The following is a 21,213-nucleotide window of genomic DNA, read 5'->3' as shown; positions in this document are numbered from 1 at the left end:
AGGATGGACGCCAGTTACAGTACGGACCGAACGTTGGACGCGTTCTACACTTTTGCAGACGGTTAACGCCCAGACCCGAGGGGGCAGATGATGCCGCTTACACCGGCCGACGTGCACAATGTGGCATTCAGCAAGCCGCCCATCGGCAAGCGAGGCTACAACGAGGACGAGGTCGACGCCTTCCTCGACCTGGTGGAGAACGAGCTGACGCGGCTCATCGAAGAGAACTCGGATCTGCGCCAGCGGGTCTCCGAGCTCGACCAGGAGCTGTCCGCCGCCCGCTCCGGCGGCGCGGTCCCGCAGCCCACCCAGGCCATCCCGCTGTATCAGCCCGAGCCGGAACCCGAGCCCACCCCGGCTCCGGCCCCGCAGGCCGCCCCGGCGCCTGCACCCGCGCCGAGCCCGGCTGCCAGCGAGGAGCAGGCGATCAAGGCCGCTCGGGTGCTGGCCCTGGCCCAGGACACCGCGGACCGGTTGACCGGCACCGCCAAGGCCGAGGCCGACAAGCTGCTGGCCGACGCGCGCAGCAATGCCGACCAGATCCTCTCGGAGGCTCGCCACACCGCGGAGACCACGGTCGCCGACGCCAAGCAGCGCGCCGATGCCCTGCTCAGTGACGCGCAGAACCGGTCGGAGACCCAGCTGCGGCAGGCCCAGGAGAAGGCCGACGCGCTGCAGGCCGACGCCGAGCGCAAGCACACCGAGATCATGGGCACCATCAACCAGCAGCGCACTGTCCTGGAAGGACGGCTGGAGCAGCTGCGGACGTTCGAGCGCGAATACCGCACCCGGCTCAAGACCTACCTGGAGTCCCAGCTCGAGGAGCTCGGCCAGCGCGGCTCGGCCGCACCGGTCGATTCCGGTGCCGCCAGCGACGGTGGCGGGTTCAACCAGTTCAACCGGGGCAACAACTGAGCGCTGCGCGCGCTGGAGGTTGATCGATGCTGATCGTTGCGCTGGTTCTGGCGGTGATCGGCCTCGCGGCCCTGGTCACAGCTGTCGTCACCAGCAATGAGCTGGTCGCGTGGGTATGCATCGCGGCCAGCGTGATCGGAGTGATCCTGCTCATCGTCGACGCGATCCGGGAGCGCCAGCACCGCCGCGTCGGCGAGGCGGCGCCGGTGGCACCGGCCGAGGAGCCTGTGGAGTCCTCGGCGACCGCCGAGACCACCGCGTACTCGGAGACCGATGAGAGCGTCGACGCCACGTACTCGACGTTCGACGCCGACTATCCCGAGGACGACGCCCCGGCCTCCGAGGCCAAGACGGCCGAGGACGCCGAAAAGGCCGGCGACGACGCCGCGGAGCCGGAGGGTGACGCCAAACCGGTCGCGGAAGAGCCCGAAGAACAGAAATCCGGCGAGTCAGGCTCACGCTGACCTTTTCGTGACGCCCGCGGGGCAGTCATTGAATTCGTTGCCCGCACGGGTACAAGGGACACCATGGGCATCCGCTACTCGAGCGTCGTCGACCATCCGATCGGTGAGGTCTTCGCCTGGCACACCCGCCCCGGCGCGATGCGTCGGCTCATTCCGCCGTGGCAGCCGATGCACGCCGTGGCCGAGACCGAGTCACTGGCCGACGGGCGCGCGGTCCTCGGCCTCCCGGGCGGCCTGCGCTGGATCGCGCAGCACGACCCGGCCGGCTACGACCCGCCGAACCAGTTCGTTGACGTGCTGTCCTCGGACGGGCTGATGACATTGCCGCCGCGCATCATCGGGTGGTGGCGGCACACCCACCGGTTCAACGACACGGGCGACGACACCACCGAGGTTCACGACGAGGTGGACACCACGGTGCCCGGCGCCGCGCTGCGGTCCACATTCGTCTACCGGCACCGGCAGCTCGCCGACGACTTGGCGGTCCACCGAGACGCCGCACGGGCGGGCGCGGGCACGCTGGCCGTCGCGATCACCGGTTCGTCCGGCCTGGTCGGCAGTGCCTTGACCGCGCTGCTGACCACCGGCGGGCACCGGGTGGTTCGGCTGGTGCGCAGTGATCCGGCCCGGCCCGATGAACGACGTTGGGAGCCAAGCGATCCCGCTGCCGACCTACTCGAGGGAGTCGATGCCGTCGTCCACCTTGCGGGCGCGTCGATCGCTGGGCGGTTCACCGACGCCCATCGCAGGTCGATTCGCGATTCCCGCATCGAACCGACCCGACGGCTGGCCGAGCTGGCGGCGACGGCCGGCGTGCGCAGCTTCGTCAGCGCGTCGGCGATCGGAATCTACGGCTATGACCGCGGCGACACCGAGCTGTCCGAGGGCAGCGCCCGAGGAGACGGTTTCCTCGCTGACGTGGTCGCCGACTGGGAGGCAGCCACCGAGCCCGCCGCTCGGGCCGGGGTGCGGACGGTCGCCGTGCGGACCGGCATTGTGCAAGCCGCCCGTGGCGGGACGTTGCGGCTGATGCGCCCGCTGTTCGCGGCGGGCCTCGGCGGTCGGCTGGGCAGCGGCGAGCAATGGTTGTCCTGGATCGGCATCGACGACCTGCTCGACATCTACTACCGCGCCCTATACGACGACAGGCTGACCGGTCCGGTCAACGCTGTCGCGCCAAACCCGGTGCGCAACAAGGCATATACCACGGCGCTGGCGAGCACCCTGCATCGGCCCGCAGTGTTGCCGGTGCCATCGTTCGGCCCCCGGGTGCTGCTCGGCAAGCAGGGCGCGCAGGAGTTGGCCGAAGCTGACCAGCGAGTCCTGCCGGCCAAGCTGCAGGAGCTGGGCCATCGCTTCCGGCATCCGCGGGTCGAGGAGGCGCTGGCCCACCAGCTCGGGCGCGACCCCGCCTAGGTCAGTCGGCGGCTCGCCACGAGTGCAGACTGCGTAGCAACGGACTCTTCTTGTGCTCGTGGCCGGCCATTCGTCCCAGGACGTCGTCGAGCAGGAGGACAGCGTCGGTGATGTAGGGACCCTTGTTGAGCATCACGCATTCGGCGCGTTCTGCCATTGCCGCATCGCTGATTTCGGCGCGTGAGGGCAGCCCCGTGTTGGCGAGTTGCTCGAGCACCTGGGTCGCCCAGATCACCGGCAGGTGCGCGGCCTCACACACGCACAACGTCTCTTCCTGCAGCTCGGCCAATCGTTCGTAACCGACCTCGACGGCCAGATCGCCACGGGCGATCATCACCCCGACACGGCGTCGGCGCATCGCGGTCAGCAGCAGCTTCGGCAGTTGTTCGAAGGCCTGCCGGGTTTCGATCTTGAGCACCACCCCGAGGTCGCGGTCACCGAGGCGGTCCAGCTCCTCGAACAGCCGAATGACGTCGGCGGCTTCACGGACGAACGAGAGCTGGACGAAGTCGGCCAACTCGACCACCGTGGGCAGGTCGGCGATGTCCTTCTCGGTCAGTGCGGAGATGAGCAGGTCGGTGTCGGGGACGTTGATTCCCTTGCCGGCCCGCAACTTTGCCGTGCCGTGGGCGGGGCGTTCGATGCGCACGTCGAGGGTGTCGGTCGCCACCGCGATCACCACCCCGCCGAGCTTGCCGTCATCGAAGAACACGCGTTCGCCGACCTCGGCGGTGTCGAACACCTCGGGCAACGTGCACCCGATCCGCGGCGGCTGGCCGTCGTCGACGTGTGCCGGTGCGCAATCGCGGGTCAACCGCACGACGTCCCCGGCGGCCAGTTGCAGGCTCTGCTCGACGGCGGGCAGCTCACCGACTTTGGTGGAGTCCTTCCGGCCTCGCTTTGTCCCCGAGTCGCTTCGCTCCTGCCCGCCGGCCTTCAACACCGTTCCGCTGCCCACATACGTCGTCTTCTCGGCCGTGACGACGAATCCGCCGGGCGCCGCGGCAGCCAGCAGCAGCCGCCGCTTCGATCCGCGGGTATCGCGCAGCACCAGTTCGTCACCCTCGGCGCGGTTGGCCAGCCATTCGGCTTTGACCGGCAGGGCGATCAGGCCGGGCTCCGGCGGTCGGGCCGGCCGTCGCGCCGACGTCAGCCAGCCGCGGCCGGCGGCCACCACCTGGCCGCGGGCGTTTCGCGTCGGCCGCAGGCGCACCACCTGGGGTCCCGGTTCGAGCGGGCCGGTGCGCAGTTTGGGGCCGCCCAGATCCATCGCGATCAAGCACGGGCGTCCGGCCGCTGCGGCCGCGGCACGGACGTTGGCTGCCATGGCTTTCCACGCGGTGGCGTCGTCGTGGGCGCAGTTGATTCGAGCGATCCGCATGCCGGCGTCGATGAGTGTGCGTGCCAGCGCGGGGTCGGCGGCGGCCTCCGATGGCAGGGTGACCATGATCCGGGCGGCGCGGTCCTCGGCCGCCGGCCCGAGTAGCTCCGCGGCGTTGCGTTCGAGCAACCGGGTCCCCTCGGGGATCTCCACGCAGACCTCATCGGACGGCGTCCAGCCCTGCCCACGCAGCGCGGCGATCGCCGCGGAGACCAGTCGCAGCGTCGCCTGTACGTGTGCCTCGCTGCGCCCCAGCGACGACAGCCCGAGTTCGGCGAGTTGCTGCTGCACGTTGCGCAGGTCGACCTGCCTCAGTGCCCAGTAGTGGACGAGATTTGTTGCACTGCAGCGGTTCTCGTCGGCGACCGGGTCGGTCCACGGCTGCCATTTCAGTTCGGCATCGGCCAGTTGAGCCAGCAGGGCGTCGACGTCACTTTGCAGCTGAGCGAGCTGCTGCGCGTCGGTGGACATGACCCGGCACGCTAGTCATTCCAGGTTGCGGTTGGGTGAACGGTCCGCCGCCGGTAACAGGCTCGCACCCGGCTGGCCCTATGTTATCTTCGCCGATTACGAAACCTGTGCTGTTCAGCGGCGATTAGCATGTTGCTGGTCGCGGGCTGTTCGGGGGCGAAGCACACGGCCGACGCGGGTAGCTCCGACTAAGCGGGTCACGAACTGTGGTGGCAGGCAGCTAGCGGGCGACCTTCGTCAGGAAGCCCCGCACCAGTAACCGGAGGCGCCGGGCGGCGTCGTCGACGTGCGTCGTGGTGTCGGCACGCAGATCGTCAGCCCGCAGACCGAGTTGGGCCAAGTCGCCCTCGCCGTCGCGGTTGCGGTCGTCGTCGATCCACAGCTCCAGCAGCTTGTGGTCCAGTTCGGGATGGAACTGCAGGCCCATCGCTCGGCCATGGACGAAAGCCTGTGTGGCACGGTCATTTCGGGCTATCACGGTCGATCCGGCCGGTGCAGTGAACTGGTCGAAGTGCCATTGGAACCACGGCCCGTCGTCCGGCACCAGGTCCGGGTCGCTGCTGGACACCCGATGCCAGCCGATCTCGGGATCGGTCGACCGCTGTACCGAACCGCCGAGTGCGGTGGCCACCAGCTGGCCGCCGAAGCACACCCCGAGCACGCCGACGCCGGCGTCGACGGCGCTTCGCACGGTGTCGATCTCACCGGCGACCCACGGCAGCCGTTCGTCGTAGACCGCCCATCGCGAACCCAACGGCACGATCACGTCGTAACGGGTGGGGTCGGGAAAGCTGACGTCGATTGCGGGGTCACTCGCCCGCGCCGCGGGAACCACCTCGAATATGTCGACGTCGAAACCGAGTTCGGTGAACGTCTCGCCGAGCAGCGCTTCGGGGGCGATCGGATCGTTGTAGATGAACAGGACCTGACGGGGCACCCGCATACGGTACGGCAGGTGTGCGGCTACACGCAGTCCGAGGCGCCGTCGACGACCAGCACCGCGCCGTTGATGTAACTGCTCTGCGCCGTGCACAGGAACGCGATCGCCGGGGCGACCTCGTCGACGGTGCCCATCCGGCCGGCCGGGATGTGCGCGATCTCGGTGGAGACGATCTCGGGCACGGCCTGCATCGGCGCGGTCATCGCGGTCTCGATGGTGCCCGGCGCCACGGCGTTGACCCGAATCCGGTGCTTGGCCCACTTGACCGCCAGGTTGCGGGTGATGTTGACGATCCCGGACTTGGCCGCACCGTAACCGGGAACCATCGTCACCGCACGCAGCGCCGACATCGACGCCAGGTTGACCACGCTCGCCCCGCCGGCCGCGGTGGAGGCCTTCAGTGCGCGGCGCAGCCCGACCGTCAGCCGGTACGGCCCGGTGAGATTCAGCGTGACGGAGGCGGCGAACCCGTCGGGGGTGGACTCGTCGAGCCCGCCGGGGAAGTTGGCGCCGGCGTTGTTCACCAGGACATCGAGCTCGGCAATGCTCTGGGCCAGACTGTCAATGGATGCATTGTCGGTGAGCACAAGTTGCCGGTAGACCATCCCGGAGAGGTCGGTGTCGTAGTCGGCGGCAGCGGGTTTGGTGCCGGTGACGGTGACGTCGGCACCGGCGTCGCGCAGCAGCACGGCGACGGCGTGCCCGATGCCGCTGGTCGCCCCGGTGACCAGCGCCCGGGTTCCGGTGAAGTCGAAGCTCAGCTGGGCGGTCATGTGTACCTTTCGATCTGCTTGGTGAGCCAGGCGCTCTCCCAGAAGTTGGCGCTACCTGCCAGGAGTTGTTCGTGGGCGGCTTTGAGCACCGCGCGCGCCGCGGGATCGTCGGGGATGGTGTGGGTGACCAGCTCGGCGAGGTGGATGGCCTCCAGCGGACGGCCATCGGCGAGGTGCGCGCGGGCGCGTTCGGTCAGTGCTTCGGCGCCGGCGAGTTCCACCACGTCCGCGCTGACGGCGTCGGGTCCGACCGGGTAGAGCTCGGTGGTCGAATTGTGGTGGAACCAACCGGAATAGTTCTCCCAGATCGCCCGGACGTTCCAGGCGACTTTGCCGTAGCCCTCTCCGACGTCGAGATGCTCGGGCAGGGCGATCTCACGCATCAGCGTCCGGACGTCCTTGCCGCCGTTCATCCCCGCCACGGTCTCGTCGTGCAGGTACTGGACGGCATCGCGCAGCCGACTCAGCTCGGCGTCGATCAGCTCCGCTCCGCGGATGGGCTCGAAGTGTCCGGTGAGCAGCACCTCGGGTTGCAGCGCCCGGACCCGTTCGATGGTGTCGATCACGGTCAGCGCATCCCGGTAGCGGTCGCCGCGCATCGTGACCAGATTGGGGATGTGGCCGAAGATCGGCCCAAAGGTGTTGCTGCACAGACAGACCCGCTCGTCTGGTAACCAGACCACCATCGAGTCGGTGGTTTCGCCGCCGGGCGTGGCGATCAGCTCGAAGCGACGCTCGCCGACGGTCAGCGACAACCGGTCGTCCACGACGATGTCGGCGCACCCGATGCTCTGGGGCGGCAGCTTCTTGCCGAAGCGCTGTTGGATCTTCGCGATGCCGTCGGCGAGCTTGCCGGAGAACGCGAACGCGCTGCGGTTGGCGCGGTAGGGCAGCAGCCGTTCGTTGTCGTCGCGCCACTGTTCCCAATGTGCCTGCGCCACCACCTTGGTCTCCGGGTCGCGTAGGGTGTCGAGTCCGCCGACGTGGTCGTAGTGGCCCTGGGTGATTAGGATGTAGCGCACCGGCGAGGAGTCGACGACGTCGAAAACCGCACGATGCACCGGGCTTTCGAAGCCCATGCCGGTGTTGACGACGACGCGCCCGTCCGAGGTGGTCAGCAGGTAGGAGTTGGTCAGCCCGGGTGAGCACCAGATGCCCGGGGCGACTTCCTCGGCGTGTTCAGCCGAGGCGGGCGCCATGGCGTCGGCGCCGGGCCGACTGCGGTAGAGGGGTTCCACGACAGTTCCTTCAGATCTCGGGGCGGACGTCGAAGCGGTCGAAGTAGAACGCGAACCGGGACCGCAGTTGCTCGGGGTCGACGCCGAAGTGGCGTCTGATGTCGTAGGGGATTCGGCCCTTCGCGCCGCGGCGGTTGTTGTCGATGTAGGCGCCGAACCGCTTGGCCACCTTGGGCGTTATCTCGATCCCCGCGCGTTGGTAGTAGTCGGTCAACACCGGCATCTCGTTGCCGTTCAAATGGTGGAAGCCGATGTCGACACTGCGGTCGGCCGCCACCAGGTCCCGGTCGCGGACGCAGGCACTCAGCAGCCGGTGGATGCGGTCACTCCAGTACTCGACCAGCCAGTCGGGGTCGATGCTGGTGCGGCGCAACCGATCCGAGTACGCCATCATCGTGATCGCCGACTGGATCACTGCGACCGGATCGCGGTGGGTGAACGCGACGGTGGCATCCGGGAAGGTGGCCATCAGCGGTCCCAGTTGTTCGGCATGCTGCGGCGACTTCAGCACCCAGGTACGCGGCCCGCGCAGGAACGTCAACGCCTGCAGGATCTTCTTCAGATAGGCGTAGTGGCGGATGTGGTCCAGCCCGAGATAGTAGTCGCGCCAGCCCGGCACCCGGGCGTGCCATTCCAGGACATAGCCGGCCATGTCGAGGTCGAGCAGTTCGACCTCTTCCTCGATGGCCTCCGGGAACCGGTCGTGCATCGCCGCGACCTGGGGTGTGCTGGCCATCAGAGCCTCGTGTTCGGCCTTGACCCGGGCATAGCGGGGATCGACGCCGAACACGTCGGGCCCTTGTCCGAGTGCGGGAATGGGGTCCTCGGCTTCCCAGTAGGGCAGGGCGCGCCGACGCGGGTCCTCGGCGATCAGGTTGACCAGGTGGGTGGTCCCCGAGCGCGGCATACCTACCACGATCATCGGCCGCTCGATCGGGATCGATGCGATCTCCGGATAGCGCTTCAGCAGATCGGTCAGCGACAGCCGGTTGCGCACTTTGCGAATCACCCTGGCGCGCAGGCTGCTTCGGATCAGTTGGCGCAGACCGGTGTCGGACTCGATGGCCGCTACGTGGGCTGCCAGCCGGTCGGCGAAGCCGTCGTCGTCGGCCAGGTCATCGGCGCCGGCTTGTTGCACGGCTTCGGCGAGCATCTCGTCGATGTCGAACGTGACTTCGCGGGCCTCGGTGTAGTCGAGGATCTGCCGCTGGGTGTCGGTCAACACCGGGTCGGTGAGGTCGTCGAGGTTCAGGGTCTCCGTTGACGCCATGTCCAGGGACCTTAATGCCCGACACCGATCGTGGACGTCAGTTCTCGCTGGCCGAGATCAGGCGGCAGGCCAGCCGCTCTCTCGCCAGCACACCCAGTCGATCTCGACGCGTGCGCCGACCGCCAGCCCGGTCGTGCCGACGCAGGTTCGGCTCGGGAGCCGCTCGGGAAACCACGGCGCGTAGGCGGCGTTGAATGCCGCGTAGTCGTCCCAGTCGGTCAGATAGGCCCGCACCGACACCACGTCGGCCAGCCCGCCACCACAGAGCTCGGTGACCCGCAGGAGGTTGCCCAGCACCTGGTCAGTCTGGGCCGCGACGTCGTCGCCGACGAGCGTACCGGTGTTGTCGGTCGGCATCTGGCCGGTGACGTACAGGGTCTGGCCGGCGGCGGTCGCGTGGGCGAACGGTGCCACCGCGGGCGGGACGCCGTCGGCCGGGGTGAACGTGAACGCCCGGATGCCAGTCATGCCGCGGGATTCTGCCAGCGCGGGAAACATCGCTTGTCGATTCGGCCGTGTACGCCCTGGCGCTGGTCGACCACCTGGGTCACGGTGAAGTCCACCGCCACCGACAGGAACGAGTACGCATCCGCCGGAGACAACCCGAAGTGGCACTGCAGCAGCTGCAGTGTGCGCAGCGTCGCGCACTTCATCGCGGCATCCAAACTGTCCCCGAAGCCGTGCACCAGCAGCTCGGTCGACGTCTCGAGCACCGGCACCGTGAACGACACATCACGGCGAATCGTCAAGCGCAGCAACCCATTCAGCGACGACTCCAGTGCGGTGCCGCTGACCTCGCCGTCACCCTGCGAGACGTGCGGATCGCCGACGGACAGCAGCGCGCCGGGCACCTGGACGGGGTAGTACATCCGGGCGCCGGCACCGATGCGCCAGTTGTCGACGTTGCCGCCATGGTCACCCGGCGGCACCGAGGAGACCCGGACCGGGTCGGCGGGCGCCACACCCATGGTGCCGAAGTGCGGGCGCAGCGGCACCACGACTCCGCGCAGGGCCGGTTCGCGGCGCGCCGGGTCGGGCTCGACGATCGTGCCGGGCACGTTGGCCAGCGGGGTCGCGGTCCAGTCGTATCCGAATAGCGCCCGTCCCAGCAACGCATCGGTGTCGAGCTGGTAGACGGTGACCCGCTCGATGGGAATCTCGTGGTAGAGGTAGCCCCAATGCCCGGCGAGATTGGATCCGTAGGGCAGCCGCGGAGTGGCCTCCAGAATGTCGACCTGCAGCACGTCACCCGGTCGGGCGCCGGCCACGGCGATCGGTCCCGTGAGGATGTGCGGCCCCGGTCCACGGTCCTCGACCTCGGCGAACACCTGCTCGATGCCCTCGTCCATCAGCAGATCCGGGGCATCGCCGGCGTGATGGGTGAGCGTCTCGATCGACACCAGATCGCCGGATTCAACCGTCAGCGCCGGGGTCTGCCGGGGGTCGAAATATCCCCACTGCACCGTCTGCGCGGTGGCCGGGAGATGGTGCACTGCCATAAGCGTCAGATCATGCCAGGAGCCCAGCCCGGGCGCGCGCCGAAGAATTACACCATGTGGTAGCGGCGCTCAGGCCGCCCCGCGCCATACTGCAAGCGCAGTCCTACCGCGCCGGTGGTCAGGAAGTATTCGAGGTAGCGGCGTGCACTGACCCTGGAGATGCCCACCAGGTCAGCGCATTCGGCTGCCGACAGCTCGCCGGCTCCGCGTACCGCGTCGAGGACCAGCCGTGCGGTTTCGGCGCCCAGCCCTTTGGGCATCGGCGGTGCGTCGCCGGATGTGGGCGAGTGTCCGAACAGGGTGTCGACAAAGCTCTGGTCGATGCCGTGGCCGGCGCCCAGCGCATCGGCACGGGCGGCGAAGGACGCCAGTTTGGCCTTCAGCTGCTCGAACTCGAACGGCTTGATCAGGTAGTCGGCTGCGCCGCCGTCGAGGGCGCCGGTGACGGTGTCCAATTCCCTTGCGGCGGTGATCATGATGACGCCCACCGGGTCACCTTCGGCGCGCAGGGTCTGCAGCACCTGCAGGCCGGTCATGTCGGGGAGGTAGACGTCGAGCAGGATCAGATCCGGGCGCACGGTACGGGCGGCGTCGAGTGCGGCGGCGCCGGTATGGGCCACCTCCACGGTGCGGAAGCCCTGGATGCGGTCCACGAAGCGCCGGTGGATGTCGGCGACCATGAAATCGTCGTCGACGACCAGTACCTCACGCATGACTCACCGACACGATCCGGGGCAGCCGTGCGACGAACAACGCGCCGCCGCCGGTGGCGTCGTGCACCTCGGCAGTACCGCCGTGTTGAGCGGTGATCAGCCGCACCAGCGCCAGGCCGATTCCACGACCGCCAGGGACGTCAGGCTTCGACGTCACGCCACGGGAGAAGATCTGCAAGCGAAGGTCTTGCGGCACACCGGGTCCGGAGTCGGCGACCTCGATGGTGAGGCCGTCGGCGTCATCGATTCGCACGGTGACACGGGATGCCGCGGTGCCTTCCGAGACGTCGACGGCGTTGTCGATCAGGTTCCCCAGCACGGTGATGACGTCGGTCGCCAGTGCCGGGCTCAGCGCCGTCAGGTGCGAGTCGTCGGCCAGTTGAAGCGACACGCCGCTCTCGGCGGCCAGAGTGGTTTTCGCGATCAGCAGCGCGGCCACGGCGGGATCCGAAATGTGCTGTGTGACAGCAGCGTCGATCTCGGCCCGGCGGCGCGTCAGCGCGCCCACCAGATCCCGTACCGAGTCGTACTCGCCAAGTTGGACCAGCCCGGAGATGGTGTGCAGTTGGTTGGCGAATTCGTGGGTCTGCGCGCGCAGCGTGTCGGTCACGCTCTTGTGCGAGGACAGCTGGCCCTGCATCGACGCCAGCTCGGTGCTGTCGCGCATGGTGGTGACCGTACCGATGCGCTGACCCTGGCTGGTGGCGGCCCGGCGGTTGAGCGCCAGCACCCGATTCGGCGTGGCGATGACGACGTCGTGCCCGTCCTCGCCGGATACCAGGAAGTCGGCCACGGCCGGGTCGATGCCGGCGTCGCGGACCAGGCGGTTGACGGCGTCGGCGCCGATGCCCAGCAGATCCTGGGCGCTGTCGTTGACCACCGTGATCACCCCGTCGGTGTTCACCCCGATCACACCCTCACGAATGCTGTGCAGCAACGCTTCTCGATGTTCGGCCAGCCCGGCGATCTCGGCGACCTCCAGACCGCGGGTGTGGCGTTTGATCCGCCGGGACAACAACCAGGAGGCGACCAGTCCCAGCGCCGCTCCGAGACCCAGGTACGCCAGGAGCCGCTCACCCGCGCCGCTGAGGAGTTGCCACACCGAGGGGTAGGGCTCGCTGACCGACACCACCGACAACACGGTGCCGTCGGTGGACAGGATGGGGACCTGGCCGGCCAATGTGTGGGTGCCGTCGATGTCCAGGTCGCCGAACCAGGCCCTGCCCTCGACGACCCTTGACGGGCCGAAGTCCGCGTTACGCCCTACGCGCGACGGATCGGTGGACACCCGCACCCGCCCTGAGGGATCGATAATTTCGGCGAGGCCGGCCCCGGACAGCGCGATCGCCCGGTCGACATCCGGCGCCAGGATCTGGGACGCGAAGGGGTCGCCGTACCGGTCCCGCACGAGCGGTGTCGACGCCACGTTCTCGGCGACGGCGATCATTCGCTGCCCGCGCACGTCACGGAATTCCTTGGTCGACTGGGCGATCGACACCGCCGCCACCGCGACCAACACGACCGCCACCACAAGCAACTGGAAGGCGAGGAACTGGCCCGCGAGGCTACGGCCGCTACGTACCAGCGATGACCACAACGACCACAACTTCCTCTGCGTCCGAAAGAGTGACTGGCGTCACTTCCTCGACCAGTATTGCTGAACATCACATGTGGACGAATTCTTCCCAGAAGGAGACGGGGTCGACGAATGGTGCGACGACGCACGAAGCGGTTCGCGGTGATCGCCACCGTGCTTGCCGTGACGTTGCTGCTCGCCGGTTGCGGCGTGACGCGAGGCGACGATCCCTCCGGTCTGCACCGGCTGCGGATGATGGTGCCGAACAGCCCGGGCGGTGGTTATGACCTGACGGCGCGAACGGCGGTGAAGATCATGGAGGACCGCGACATCACCGGGCGGGTCGAGGTGTTCAACGTGCTCGGTGCGGGCGGCACCGTGGCGATGGCGCGGCTGATGAACGAGCGGGGCAACAACGACCTGATGATGACGATGGGCCTCGGCGTCGTGGGCGCCACCTATACCAATGGGTCCAAGGTCAAAGCCTCCGATGCGACCGCGATCGCCAAGTTGATCGAGGACCCGGGTGCGATCTTCGTGCCCGCGGATTCGCCGTTCAAGACGGTGCAGGACTTCGTCGCGGGCTGGAAAGCCGATCCGAGCAGGATGACGATCGGCGGGGGATCCTCACCGGGCGGACCCGATCACCTGTTCCCGATGGAAGTCGCCAAGAAGGTCGGCGTCGACCCGAAACAGGTCAACTTCATCACCTACGACGGCGGCGGAGACCTGCTGACCGCGCTGCTCGGCAAGAAGATCACCGTCGGTACCTCCAGCCCGGGTGAACTCATCGACCAGATCGAGGCGGGCCAGCTGCGGGTGCTCGCGGTGTCCAGCGAGCAGCGCGTGGAGGGCATCGATGCGCCGACGCTGAAGGAGGCCGGCATCGATCTGACCTTCGCCAACTGGCGCGGTGTCCTTGCGCCGCCGGGCATTTCGGACACCGCCAAGAACGACATGGTCAAGGCGCTCGAAGAGATGCATGGCACGAAGGAATGGAAAGAGGCGTTGGCCAAGAACGGTTGGACAGACGCCTTCGTGACCGGTGCGCAGTTCGAACAATTTCTCAAAGACCAGGACAACCGGGTCTCGTCCACGCTGACCGAATTGGGGCTGCTGTGAGCATTGATGAGAAACAAGCAGAGCCGGCCCGCAACGTGGATTATGCGCAGTACATCGTGGTCGCCGTCCTGGCGATCGTCGGCGGATTCCTGGTGTACAGCGGAGTGACGCTCCAAGAGGGCTTCGCCAAGGTGGATCCCGTTGGGCCCAAATTCTTTCCGTTGATCATCGGTGTCGCCGCGTTGCTGCTCGCGGTGATCCTGGCCGTCGCGATACCGCGCGGCAGTAAGGGCGAGGCCGACGCCGGAGAGGACATCGATCCCGAGGCGCCGGGCGACTGGCGCACGGTCGGCCTGCTGATCGCGTTGTTCGTCGCGATGATCCTGCTGGTCAATCTGCTGGGCTGGGTCATCATGAGTGCGCTGTTCTTCGCCGGTGCGGCAACGATTCTGGGCAGCAGGCACTACGTGCGCAATCTCATCGTCGGCGTGGTGCTCGCACTGGCCAGCTTCTACGCGTTCTACTCCGGGCTCGGAATCCCGCTGCCCGCAGGCATCTTGGACGGGATTCTCTAGATGGACAATTTCAACTGGCTACTGCAGGGTTTCGCCGAGGCGGCGACCCCGATGAACCTGTTGTACGCCGTGATCGGGGTGCTGCTGGGCACCGCGGTCGGGGTGCTGCCCGGCATCGGGCCGGCCATGACGGTGGCATTGCTGCTTCCGATCACCTACAACGTCAGCCCCAGCGCGGCATTCATCATGTTCGCGGGCATCTTCTACGGCGGCATGTACGGCGGATCCACCACGTCGATCCTGCTGAACACACCGGGGGAGTCGTCGTCGGTAATCACCGCCATCGAGGGCAACAAGATGGCGAAAGCAGGCCGAGCCGCGCAGGCGTTGGCGACCGCGGCCATCGGCTCGTTCGTCGCGGGCACCATCGGCACCGTGCTGCTGGCGGCGTTCGCCCCCGCGATCTCGCGGTTCGCCGTCACCCTCGGCGCGCCGTCGTATCTGGCGATCATGCTGTTCGCATTGGTGGCGGTGACCGCCGTGCTCGGCTCGTCGAAGCTGCGCGGCGCCATCTCGCTGGTGCTCGGCCTGGCGATCGGAATCGTCGGCATCGACTTCCTGACCGGCCAGCCCCGGGCTACGTTCGGCATTCCGCAGCTCTCCGACGGCATCGACATCGTGGTGATCGCGGTCGCGATCTTCGCTGTGGGAGAAGCGCTTTGGGTGGCTGCACACCTGCGTCGGCGCCCGGCTGATGTGATTCCGGTCGGCCGGCCGTGGATGGGTCGCGATGACTGGCGGCGGTCCTGGAAGCCGTGGCTGCGCGGCACCGCGTTCGGGTTCCCGTTCGGTGCACTCCCCGCAGGCGGCGCCGAGCTGCCGACGTTTCTGAGCTACATCACCGAGAAGAAGCTGTCCAAGCATCCGGAGGAGTTCGGCCGGGGTGCCATCGAGGGGGTGGCCGGACCCGAGGCTGCCAACAACGCCTCCGCCGCAGGCACCCTGGTGCCCATGCTGTCGCTGGGCCTGCCGACCAATGCCACCGCCGCGGTCATGCTCACCGCCTTTGTCTCCTACGGAATTCAGCCCGGGCCAACGCTTTTCAGCAAGGAGCCGCTGCTGATCTGGACGCTGATCGCCAGCCTGTTCATCGGCAACTTCCTGCTGCTGGTCCTCAATCTGCCGCTGGCACCGCTGTGGGCCAAGCTGCTGCGCACGCCGCGACCGTACCTGTATGCCGGCATCCTGTTCTTCGCCATGCTCGGGGCGTTCGCGGTGAACATTCAGCCGCTCGATCTCGCACTGCTGCTGCTGTTCGGGCTGCTCGGGTTGATGATGCGCCGGTTCGGACTCCCGGTACTGCCGCTGATCATCGGCGTCATCCTGGGCCCGCGTATCGAACGTCAGTTGCGCCAGAGCCTGCAGCTCGGCGGCGGCGACTGGTCGAGCCTGTTCACCGAGCCCGTGGCGATCGCGACCTACGTGTGTATGGCGGTGCTGCTTGCCATCCCGCTGGTGCTGCGACTGCTGCACCGCGACGAGGAGACGCTGCTGGTCGTCGAGGACGACAAGGATCAACGAGAGAAGGCGCAGACGACATGATCGTTGTGGGATACACCAACGACCAGTTCGGCAAGGCGGCGATCGATGCCGGCATCGCCGAGGCCGCGCTGCGCGGCACCGATCTGCTGGTGGTCAACTCGACGCCGGGGGATTCCTACGTCGACGCCGCGTTCGCCCAGCCGGGGCAGGTGCGCGACCTCGAGGAGCGACTGCGGGACTGCGGGCTGCGGTACGAGCTGTCGCAGCCGGTCGGGGTGTACGCCGCCGATGCGCTGCTGGACGCGATGGAGCGTCCCGAAGCCGAGTTGCTGGTGATCGGGCTCAAACACCGCAATCCGGTCGGCAAACTGCTGCTGGGCAGCGTCGCACAACAACTGCTGCTTGAATGCCCAAAACCGGTGCTGGCGGTCAAGCCTGGCTAATCACGAATAATGGATGGCATGGACGTCACCGGAGCGGTCTGGTTCATCACGTGCGCAGTCATCATCGGGTTGTTCGTGTTCGACTTCTTCGCCCACGTGCGGGTGCCGCACGAACCGACGTTCAAGGAGTCGGCGATCTGGTCGGCGGTCTACATCGGCCTGGCGGTGGCGTTCGGGTTCGTCGTGTGGTGGCTGTGGGGCGGGGAGTACGCCGGTGAATACTTCGCCGGCTATGTCACCGAGAAGGCGCTGTCCGTCGACAACCTGTTCGTGTTCACCGTCATCATGGGCACTTTCGCGGTACCGCGGGAATTTCAGCAGAAACTGCTGCTGATCGGGATCGTGCTGGCGCTGGTGATGCGCGCCGGGTTCATCGCCGTCGGTGCCGCTGCCATCAGCGCCTTCAGCTGGGTGTTCTACCTCTTCGGAGTCTTCTTGGTGCTCACCGCAATCAAGCTTGCGAAGGAGGCCGGCCACGAGAAGGAGGTCGAGGAGAAACGCGACAGCCGCATCATTGCCCTGGTGCGCCGCGTCGTTCCGACAACCGACGACTACGACGGCGACAAGTTCCTCACCAAGCTCGACGGCAAGCGGACGGTCACGCCGATGTTGTTGGCGCTCATCGCGATCGGATTCACCGACGTGCTGTTCGCGCTGGATTCGATTCCCGCGATCTACGGTCTGACCGAGCAACCGTACATCGTGTTCACCGCCAACGCGTTCGCGTTGATGGGCCTGCGGCAGCTCTACTTCCTGATCGGGGGCCTGCTGGACCGACTGGTGTACTTGTCGTACGGGCTGTCGCTGATTCTGGCGTTCATCGGCGTCAAGCTCGTGCTGCACGCCCTGCACGAGAACACGCTTCCGTTCATCAATGGCGGAGAGCACGTCGCGGTGCCGGAGATCTCGACGGGCATGTCGATGGGCGTCATCGCTTCGGTGCTGCTCGTCACGACGGTTGCCAGCCTGGCCAAGACCCGGGGACAGCCGAAGCTGACTTAGTTGTTGCTGTTCGGGCAGGACAGATCGACATAGACGACGCCGGAATTGGCGGGGTCCATCCGCATCATGAGCGACGCTGCGGATCGCCGACGGCATTGCGGTGGCCGTCCGTCTGAAGTTGAGCTGCGGCTACGCCTCGATCGGGCCGTTGTTATCGCCCAGGTGGCGCAGGATTCATCGCCGGAAAGCGGTAGGGACGTTTGACCCGTCAGCTCGGATCGTCTCCGGCGACGGCGTGTCGAACGTGTTCGGCGATATGGGCGTAGCTTCGCCGGGTGATGTCGGTCGCGTCGCTCATGATGTTGTAACCGTGGTCGACGCCAGGCACCTCGTAGTACTCCGCCAGGGCGCCGACGGCATCGAGCCGGGCGGCGTACCGGCGGGCTTCGTCGCGCAGGCGGTCGTGCTCGGCGGTGACGATCAGCGCGGGGGCGATCCCCTTCAGATCTGTGGCGTTGTCTCCCCAGGCCGGTGAAGCCAGCCGGTCCCGGCGCTGGGCCGCATCGGGGATGTACGCGGTGTCGAAGATTTCGCCCATCCATGGCTTCATCACCGCGCGCCCGCCGATCGCTGAGGGTTTGGCGCGTGTCGGCGTCACCAGGTCCAGCGGGGCGTAATGCAGTACCTGCAAGGCGATATCGGGCCCGCCATTCTCGAGGGCCAACCGCGCGGCCGCGGCGCTGAGGCTGCCACCCGCGCTCTGCCCACCGATGCAGAGCCGGGATCCGTCCCACTCGTGACCGGACTGCGCGGCCCAGCACACGATGTCGTAGAGCTGCCGCGGGGCAGCGGGGAAGCGGTGGCCGGGCGCCAGCACGTAATCGGTGTTGATCACGATCACCCCGGCGGTGGCCGCCAGATATCTGCACCACGGATCATCTTGCTCGCGGTGTCCCACCACGAAGCCGCCGCCGTGGACATTGAGGTACACGGCGGACAGGCCCGCGCCTGGCGGTGGGTGGTAGACCGTGGCGGGAGTCGGCCCGTTTCCGGTGGGGATCTCGATTTCGGTGGTGCGACCGATGATCTCCGGAAATCGCACGGCCACTTTCGGCGCCGGATTGACAGTGGCGGCGAACAGGCGCGCGAGCGCGTCAGCCACGAGTGGGATCGACAGCAGCGACATTCGTTGGGGTCCTTGAGTTAGCGGTTGATCATCCGGTCGACGTCGACGACGGCCGCGGCGAATTGCTCCGGCGCTTCCTGGGGGACATCGTGTCCGACCCGGTCGAGGACACGGTGCTCGTAGGGGCCGGTGTAGATGGCGCGGTAAGCTCTGCCGTCCTTGGCGGCTCCGTCGAAGTCGCTGGCGATGGTGATGGTCGGCACTGCGATGCGCGGTCTGGTGGCCAGGCGTTGTTCGTCTGCGTCGTAACGGGATTCGCCTGGGGCGAGGCTGAGGCGCCAGCGGTAATTGTGGATCACGATGTCTGCATGGTCGGGGTTGTCGAATGCCGCTGCGGACAGGTCGTAGGCGGCGTCGTCGAAATGCCATAAGGGTGAGGCGCTTGACCAGATCAGTCGGTTGAACGCCTTCGTGTTGCGGCGATAGCCCAGTTCGCCTCGCGGGGTGGCGAAGTAGTACTGGTACCACCAGCCGTGTTCGGCCTCGGGAGGCAGCGGTTCGCGGTTGGTGGCCAGGTCGACGACGATGTAGCCGCTCACCGCGACGAGCCCGGCAACCCGCTGCGGCCACAGCGACGCGACGACGTTGGAGGTACGACCGCCCCAGTCGTAACCGCCGAGGATCGCCTTGTCGATGTGCAGGGCGTCCATCAGCGCGATCACATCGGCACCCAGGGCGGCCTGCTGACCGTTGCGGAACGTGTCCATCGACAGAAACCGGGTCGATCCAAACCCGCGCAAGTACGGCACGATGACGCGGAAGCCTTGGCCGGCAAGGATTGCCGACACGTCGGCGTAGCTGTGGATGTCGTAGGGCCAACCATGCAACAAGATGACCGGTCGTCCGTCGACCGGTCCGGCCTCGGCGTAGCCGACATCGAGCAGGCCCGCCTTGATCTGCTTGACCGGGCCGAGCGCGTGCCGAGGCGAGCTGGGCGGTGTGTCGGTGCGCGCAGGGGTGGTCGCACACGACGAGAGGAGCGCCGCGCCCCCGGCGATCGCCGTCAGTCGGCCGAGGCTTCGTCTGCTGATGCCGTTCATGCCTCCAGTTCACGTGATCCCAGTCATCGCGTCCAACGATTTCTGTCGATCACTGTCATCTATAGAATCGATAGGATGGTCTCGTGGAACTGCGCCAGATCGAACACTTCGTGTTCGTCGCCGAAGAGATGAGCTTTACCCGCGGGGCGCAACGGGCCCACATCGTGCAGTCGGCGTTGTCATCTTCGATTGCCAGGCTCGAACGTGAGCTGGGCGTCCAGCTCTTCGACCGCTCACGCCAGCGCATAGGTCTCACTGCCGCAGGTGAACGCTTCCGGTCGCACGCCTACGAAGTGTTGAGAACGAGCCGACTGGCCGCCGAGTCGGTTGGTGAGTTCGCCGAAAAACTCTCCGGAACAGTCGAATTCGGATCGCTGATCGCAACGGGGCCATTGGATGTGGCCGCTGCTCTCGGGCAGTTCCACCGAGCCCATCCGTTCGTGGGGCTCCGGTTGCGTCTGAGCCAGACGGGAGCGTCGTCGTACCTGTCGGCCCTGCTCGAGGGATCGCTGGACCTGGCCCTGGTCTCGGCTCCCGACCGTCGCCCGCCGCAGCTGGACATTCGGTTGCTGTTCGAGGAGCCAATGGTTTTCGTCTGCCGTACCGACCATGAGCTGGCTGGAAGGTCACGGCTCGAGCTTTCCGACGTCGGGGCGGAGGACCTTGTCGGTTTCCCGCCCGGCTTCGGGCTTCGGCGGCTGATGGACGGTGCACTGCACGCTGCCGGCGTCAGCGCGCGCACGCAGTACGAGGTCCCCGCCGGCTTCGCCGCGATCGCCGAGTTGGTACGCAATGGGCTGGGCACCGCGTTCATGCCTCGTTCGGAGGCTCACCGGTTGGATGGACTGGCGTCGATTGCACTGAGCGATCCTGTGCTGTGGCAGGTGTACCTGGCGTCCCGGCCGACCGATCAGCTGACGGCGGCAACCAGCGAGCTGGCCGAGACGATTCGGGAGGCTGCCGCCGACGTGTGGAAAAAGAGTGTCCGAGGGGGGACTTGAACCCCCACGCCCGTTAATAGGGCACTAGCACCTCAAGCTAGCGCGTCTGCCATTCCGCCACTCGGACTCAGTGAGCAGCTAAGGCTAACGGATCGGGGACCGCAGCCCAAAACCAGCCCAAACTAGGCCGACGGCAGCCGCCCGGCGATCTGTCCGGCGATTGCACTGGCCGCCGCCGTCGGCCCGTCCAGGCTGCACGCCTCGACGTCGACCGCGACATTGCTGTGCACGGTCAACGCCCGCTGGCAGGCCCATCGCTGCGGGCTCCGCTGCACCCGCGACACCGCCAGCACGCCGTGGTCGGTGGTGGTCTGCCCGACGGACCACACCTGCGGCGGCCCGATCGGCTGGGCGTAGTTGAGCTCCCGGTTCGAGCAGGCCGCCCACCCGTGCTGCGACGCCGTGAAGAAGTCCGCAGCGGCTTGGGCGGTCGGGAACGAGACCACCGCCTGCACGGCGAAATGCGACCACTGCGGGGCCGTCGGAGCCTCCCGCAGAACCTGGCCGTGGATGGCTGTCGACCCGCTGCCCGCGTAGACACCCTGCTGAGCGGCACCGGCGATGGCCAGGCAGTTCGCATCGGCGAAGTGGGCGCTGTCGTTCCACGCCTTGCTCACGTCGGTGGTGACGACGACGTCGTCGCTGGCCAGCGCCGCGCCCACGTCCGGCGCCGACAACAGCAACGCAGGCAACCCGTCCGGGCTCGTCAGGGGCACCGGGTCAGCCCGCAATGCGGTACCAGTCGTGACGGCCGAGCAGCTGCTGACCGACAGGCACAGCAGCGCCGCGATCACGGGCAGGCGGGGGGTCACCCGCTAAATCAAAC

At 67.3% G+C, this 21,213-nt stretch carries 21 protein-coding genes and 1 tRNA gene; 9 read left to right on the top strand and 13 right to left on the bottom strand.

Translation table 11 applies throughout. The features are described from left to right. Positions 1–90 precede the first annotated feature (90 nt). The 3 genes from AB431_RS18570 (at position 91) to AB431_RS18560 (ending at position 2,795) form a co-directional block, all read left to right on the top strand. Complete coding sequence (locus tag AB431_RS18570) at positions 91–915, top strand: DivIVA domain-containing protein (RefSeq protein WP_047333561.1); 825 nt, start codon at positions 91–93, stop codon at positions 913–915. Positions 916–941: 26 nt separating this feature from the next. Next, entirely contained in the window at positions 942–1,379 is a 438-nt protein-coding gene (locus AB431_RS18565) for a DUF308 domain-containing protein (protein ID WP_047331177.1), read from the top strand. A 63-nt stretch (positions 1,380–1,442) separates the two neighbouring features. Further along, positions 1,443–2,795, top strand: a complete 1,353-nt coding sequence (locus AB431_RS18560) for a TIGR01777 family oxidoreductase (RefSeq protein WP_047331176.1) — start codon at positions 1,443–1,445, stop codon at positions 2,793–2,795. 1 nt (position 2,796) lies between these two features. Here the strand turns inward: AB431_RS18560 and AB431_RS18555 are convergent, their stop codons facing one another. The 9 genes from AB431_RS18555 to AB431_RS18515 all read right to left on the bottom strand — a co-directional run bounded on the left by AB431_RS18555 (position 2,797) and on the right by AB431_RS18515 (position 12,686). Further along, positions 2,797–4,647 (bottom strand): pyruvate kinase, encoded by a 1,851-nt coding sequence (locus tag AB431_RS18555; RefSeq protein WP_047331175.1) that lies wholly within the window; start codon positions 4,645–4,647, stop codon positions 2,797–2,799. Positions 4,648–4,867: 220 nt separating this feature from the next. Then, a complete protein-coding gene (locus tag AB431_RS18550) occupies positions 4,868–5,584 on the bottom strand; it encodes a type 1 glutamine amidotransferase (protein ID WP_200902656.1) in 717 nt (238 codons plus the stop codon). A 26-nt stretch (positions 5,585–5,610) separates the two neighbouring features. Then, positions 5,611–6,360, bottom strand: a complete 750-nt coding sequence (locus AB431_RS18545) for an SDR family NAD(P)-dependent oxidoreductase (protein WP_047331173.1) — start codon at positions 6,358–6,360, stop codon at positions 5,611–5,613. Then, positions 6,357–7,559 (bottom strand): alkyl sulfatase dimerization domain-containing protein, encoded by a 1,203-nt coding sequence (locus tag AB431_RS18540; RefSeq protein ID WP_047333560.1) that lies wholly within the window; start codon positions 7,557–7,559, stop codon positions 6,357–6,359. The genes AB431_RS18545 and AB431_RS18540 overlap by 4 nt, the downstream gene beginning before the upstream one ends. A 49-nt stretch (positions 7,560–7,608) precedes the next feature. Beyond that, positions 7,609–8,868: a sulfotransferase gene (locus AB431_RS18535; protein WP_047331172.1), complete on the bottom strand. Its 1,260-nt coding sequence runs from the start codon at positions 8,866–8,868 to the stop codon at positions 7,609–7,611. A gap of 57 nt (positions 8,869–8,925) precedes the next feature. Beyond that, the gene (locus tag AB431_RS18530; protein ID WP_047333559.1) at positions 8,926–9,336 is read right to left on the bottom strand and encodes a RidA family protein; all 411 of its coding nucleotides are present in this window, start codon (positions 9,334–9,336) and stop codon (positions 8,926–8,928) included. Beyond that, on the bottom strand, positions 9,333–10,367 hold the full coding sequence (locus tag AB431_RS18525; protein ID WP_047331171.1) for an acetamidase/formamidase family protein: 1,035 nt from the start codon (positions 10,365–10,367) through the stop codon (positions 9,333–9,335). Before AB431_RS18525 ends, AB431_RS18530 begins: the two co-directional genes overlap by 4 nt. Before the next feature lie 47 nt (positions 10,368–10,414). Further along, complete coding sequence (locus AB431_RS18520) at positions 10,415–11,080, bottom strand: response regulator (protein WP_047331170.1); 666 nt, start codon at positions 11,078–11,080, stop codon at positions 10,415–10,417. Beyond that, positions 11,073–12,686: an ATP-binding protein gene (locus tag AB431_RS18515; RefSeq protein WP_047331169.1), complete on the bottom strand. Its 1,614-nt coding sequence runs from the start codon at positions 12,684–12,686 to the stop codon at positions 11,073–11,075. The genes AB431_RS18520 and AB431_RS18515 overlap by 8 nt, the downstream gene beginning before the upstream one ends. A gap of 102 nt (positions 12,687–12,788) precedes the next feature. Between AB431_RS18515 and AB431_RS18510 the strand changes: the two genes are divergently transcribed. Genes AB431_RS18510 through AB431_RS18490 form a run of 5 tightly spaced genes read left to right on the top strand, consistent with a single transcriptional unit; the run spans position 12,789 to position 17,220 of the window. Next, positions 12,789–13,778: a tripartite tricarboxylate transporter substrate binding protein gene (locus AB431_RS18510; protein ID WP_047331168.1), complete on the top strand. Its 990-nt coding sequence runs from the start codon at positions 12,789–12,791 to the stop codon at positions 13,776–13,778. Beyond that, the gene (locus AB431_RS18505; RefSeq protein WP_047331167.1) at positions 13,775–14,293 is read left to right on the top strand and encodes a tripartite tricarboxylate transporter TctB family protein; all 519 of its coding nucleotides are present in this window, start codon (positions 13,775–13,777) and stop codon (positions 14,291–14,293) included. Before AB431_RS18510 ends, AB431_RS18505 begins: the two co-directional genes overlap by 4 nt. Next, on the top strand, positions 14,294–15,835 hold the full coding sequence (locus tag AB431_RS18500) for a tripartite tricarboxylate transporter permease (protein WP_047331166.1): 1,542 nt from the start codon (positions 14,294–14,296) through the stop codon (positions 15,833–15,835). Next, positions 15,832–16,218, top strand: a complete 387-nt coding sequence (locus AB431_RS18495; protein WP_047331165.1) for a universal stress protein — start codon at positions 15,832–15,834, stop codon at positions 16,216–16,218. Before AB431_RS18500 ends, AB431_RS18495 begins: the two co-directional genes overlap by 4 nt. Positions 16,219–16,236: 18 nt before the next feature. Further along, positions 16,237–17,220 (top strand): TerC family protein, encoded by a 984-nt coding sequence (locus AB431_RS18490; RefSeq protein ID WP_047333558.1) that lies wholly within the window; start codon positions 16,237–16,239, stop codon positions 17,218–17,220. A gap of 208 nt (positions 17,221–17,428) precedes the next feature. Here the strand turns inward: AB431_RS18490 and AB431_RS18485 are convergent, their stop codons facing one another. Both AB431_RS18485 and AB431_RS18480 read right to left on the bottom strand, forming a co-directional pair. Further along, a complete protein-coding gene (locus AB431_RS18485; RefSeq protein ID WP_047333557.1) occupies positions 17,429–18,262 on the bottom strand; it encodes an alpha/beta hydrolase in 834 nt (277 codons plus the stop codon). A gap of 101 nt (positions 18,263–18,363) precedes the next feature. Continuing rightward, on the bottom strand, positions 18,364–19,386 hold the full coding sequence (locus tag AB431_RS18480; protein WP_047331164.1) for an alpha/beta fold hydrolase: 1,023 nt from the start codon (positions 19,384–19,386) through the stop codon (positions 18,364–18,366). A gap of 83 nt (positions 19,387–19,469) precedes the next feature. Here AB431_RS18480 and AB431_RS18475 point away from each other — a divergent pair, with 83 nt between their 5' ends. After that, a complete protein-coding gene (locus tag AB431_RS18475) occupies positions 19,470–20,387 on the top strand; it encodes a LysR family transcriptional regulator (protein ID WP_047333556.1) in 918 nt (305 codons plus the stop codon). Here AB431_RS18475 and AB431_RS18470 read toward each other — a convergent pair. Together AB431_RS18470 and AB431_RS18465 are read right to left on the bottom strand one after the other, a co-directional pair. After that, positions 20,369–20,454 (bottom strand) — tRNA-Leu (locus tag AB431_RS18470). The genes AB431_RS18475 and AB431_RS18470 overlap by 19 nt on opposite strands. A gap of 55 nt (positions 20,455–20,509) precedes the next feature. Then, entirely contained in the window at positions 20,510–21,199 is a 690-nt protein-coding gene (locus AB431_RS18465; protein ID WP_082135726.1) for a sensor domain-containing protein, read from the bottom strand. Positions 21,200–21,213: the final 14 nt, after the last annotated feature.

This window comes from Mycobacterium sp. EPa45, assembly GCF_001021385.1.
GTDB lineage: Bacteria > Actinomycetota > Actinomycetes > Mycobacteriales > Mycobacteriaceae > Mycobacterium.
Note: the sequence above shows the minus strand (reverse complement) of the source record. Positions and strands in the feature narration are given on the sequence as shown.

What these genes read in the sequence shown, in the direction of transcription:
- AB431_RS18570 (WP_047333561.1), top strand. Translation starts at nt 91, where the DNA reads ATGCCGCTTACACCGGCCGACGTGCACAATGTGGCATTCAGCAAGCCG.
- AB431_RS18565 (WP_047331177.1), top strand. Translation starts at nt 942, where the DNA reads ATGCTGATCGTTGCGCTGGTTCTGGCGGTGATCGGCCTCGCGGCCCTG.
- AB431_RS18560 (WP_047331176.1), top strand. Translation starts at nt 1,443, where the DNA reads ATGGGCATCCGCTACTCGAGCGTCGTCGACCATCCGATCGGTGAGGTC.
- AB431_RS18555 (WP_047331175.1), bottom strand. Translation starts at nt 4,647, where the DNA reads ATGTCCACCGACGCGCAGCAGCTCGCTCAGCTGCAAAGTGACGTCGAC.
- AB431_RS18545 (WP_047331173.1), bottom strand. Translation starts at nt 6,360, where the DNA reads ATGACCGCCCAGCTGAGCTTCGACTTCACCGGAACCCGGGCGCTGGTC.
- AB431_RS18540 (WP_047333560.1), bottom strand. Translation starts at nt 7,559, where the DNA reads ATGGCGCCCGCCTCGGCTGAACACGCCGAGGAAGTCGCCCCGGGCATC.
- AB431_RS18535 (WP_047331172.1), bottom strand. Translation starts at nt 8,868, where the DNA reads ATGGCGTCAACGGAGACCCTGAACCTCGACGACCTCACCGACCCGGTG.
- AB431_RS18530 (WP_047333559.1), bottom strand. Translation starts at nt 9,336, where the DNA reads ATGACTGGCATCCGGGCGTTCACGTTCACCCCGGCCGACGGCGTCCCG.
- AB431_RS18525 (WP_047331171.1), bottom strand. Translation starts at nt 10,367, where the DNA reads ATGGCAGTGCACCATCTCCCGGCCACCGCGCAGACGGTGCAGTGGGGA.
- AB431_RS18520 (WP_047331170.1), bottom strand. Translation starts at nt 11,080, where the DNA reads ATGCGTGAGGTACTGGTCGTCGACGACGATTTCATGGTCGCCGACATC.
- AB431_RS18510 (WP_047331168.1), top strand. Translation starts at nt 12,789, where the DNA reads ATGGTGCGACGACGCACGAAGCGGTTCGCGGTGATCGCCACCGTGCTT.
- AB431_RS18500 (WP_047331166.1), top strand. Translation starts at nt 14,294, where the DNA reads ATGGACAATTTCAACTGGCTACTGCAGGGTTTCGCCGAGGCGGCGACC.
- AB431_RS18495 (WP_047331165.1), top strand. Translation starts at nt 15,832, where the DNA reads ATGATCGTTGTGGGATACACCAACGACCAGTTCGGCAAGGCGGCGATC.
- AB431_RS18490 (WP_047333558.1), top strand. Translation starts at nt 16,237, where the DNA reads ATGGACGTCACCGGAGCGGTCTGGTTCATCACGTGCGCAGTCATCATC.
- AB431_RS18480 (WP_047331164.1), bottom strand. Translation starts at nt 19,386, where the DNA reads ATGAACGGCATCAGCAGACGAAGCCTCGGCCGACTGACGGCGATCGCC.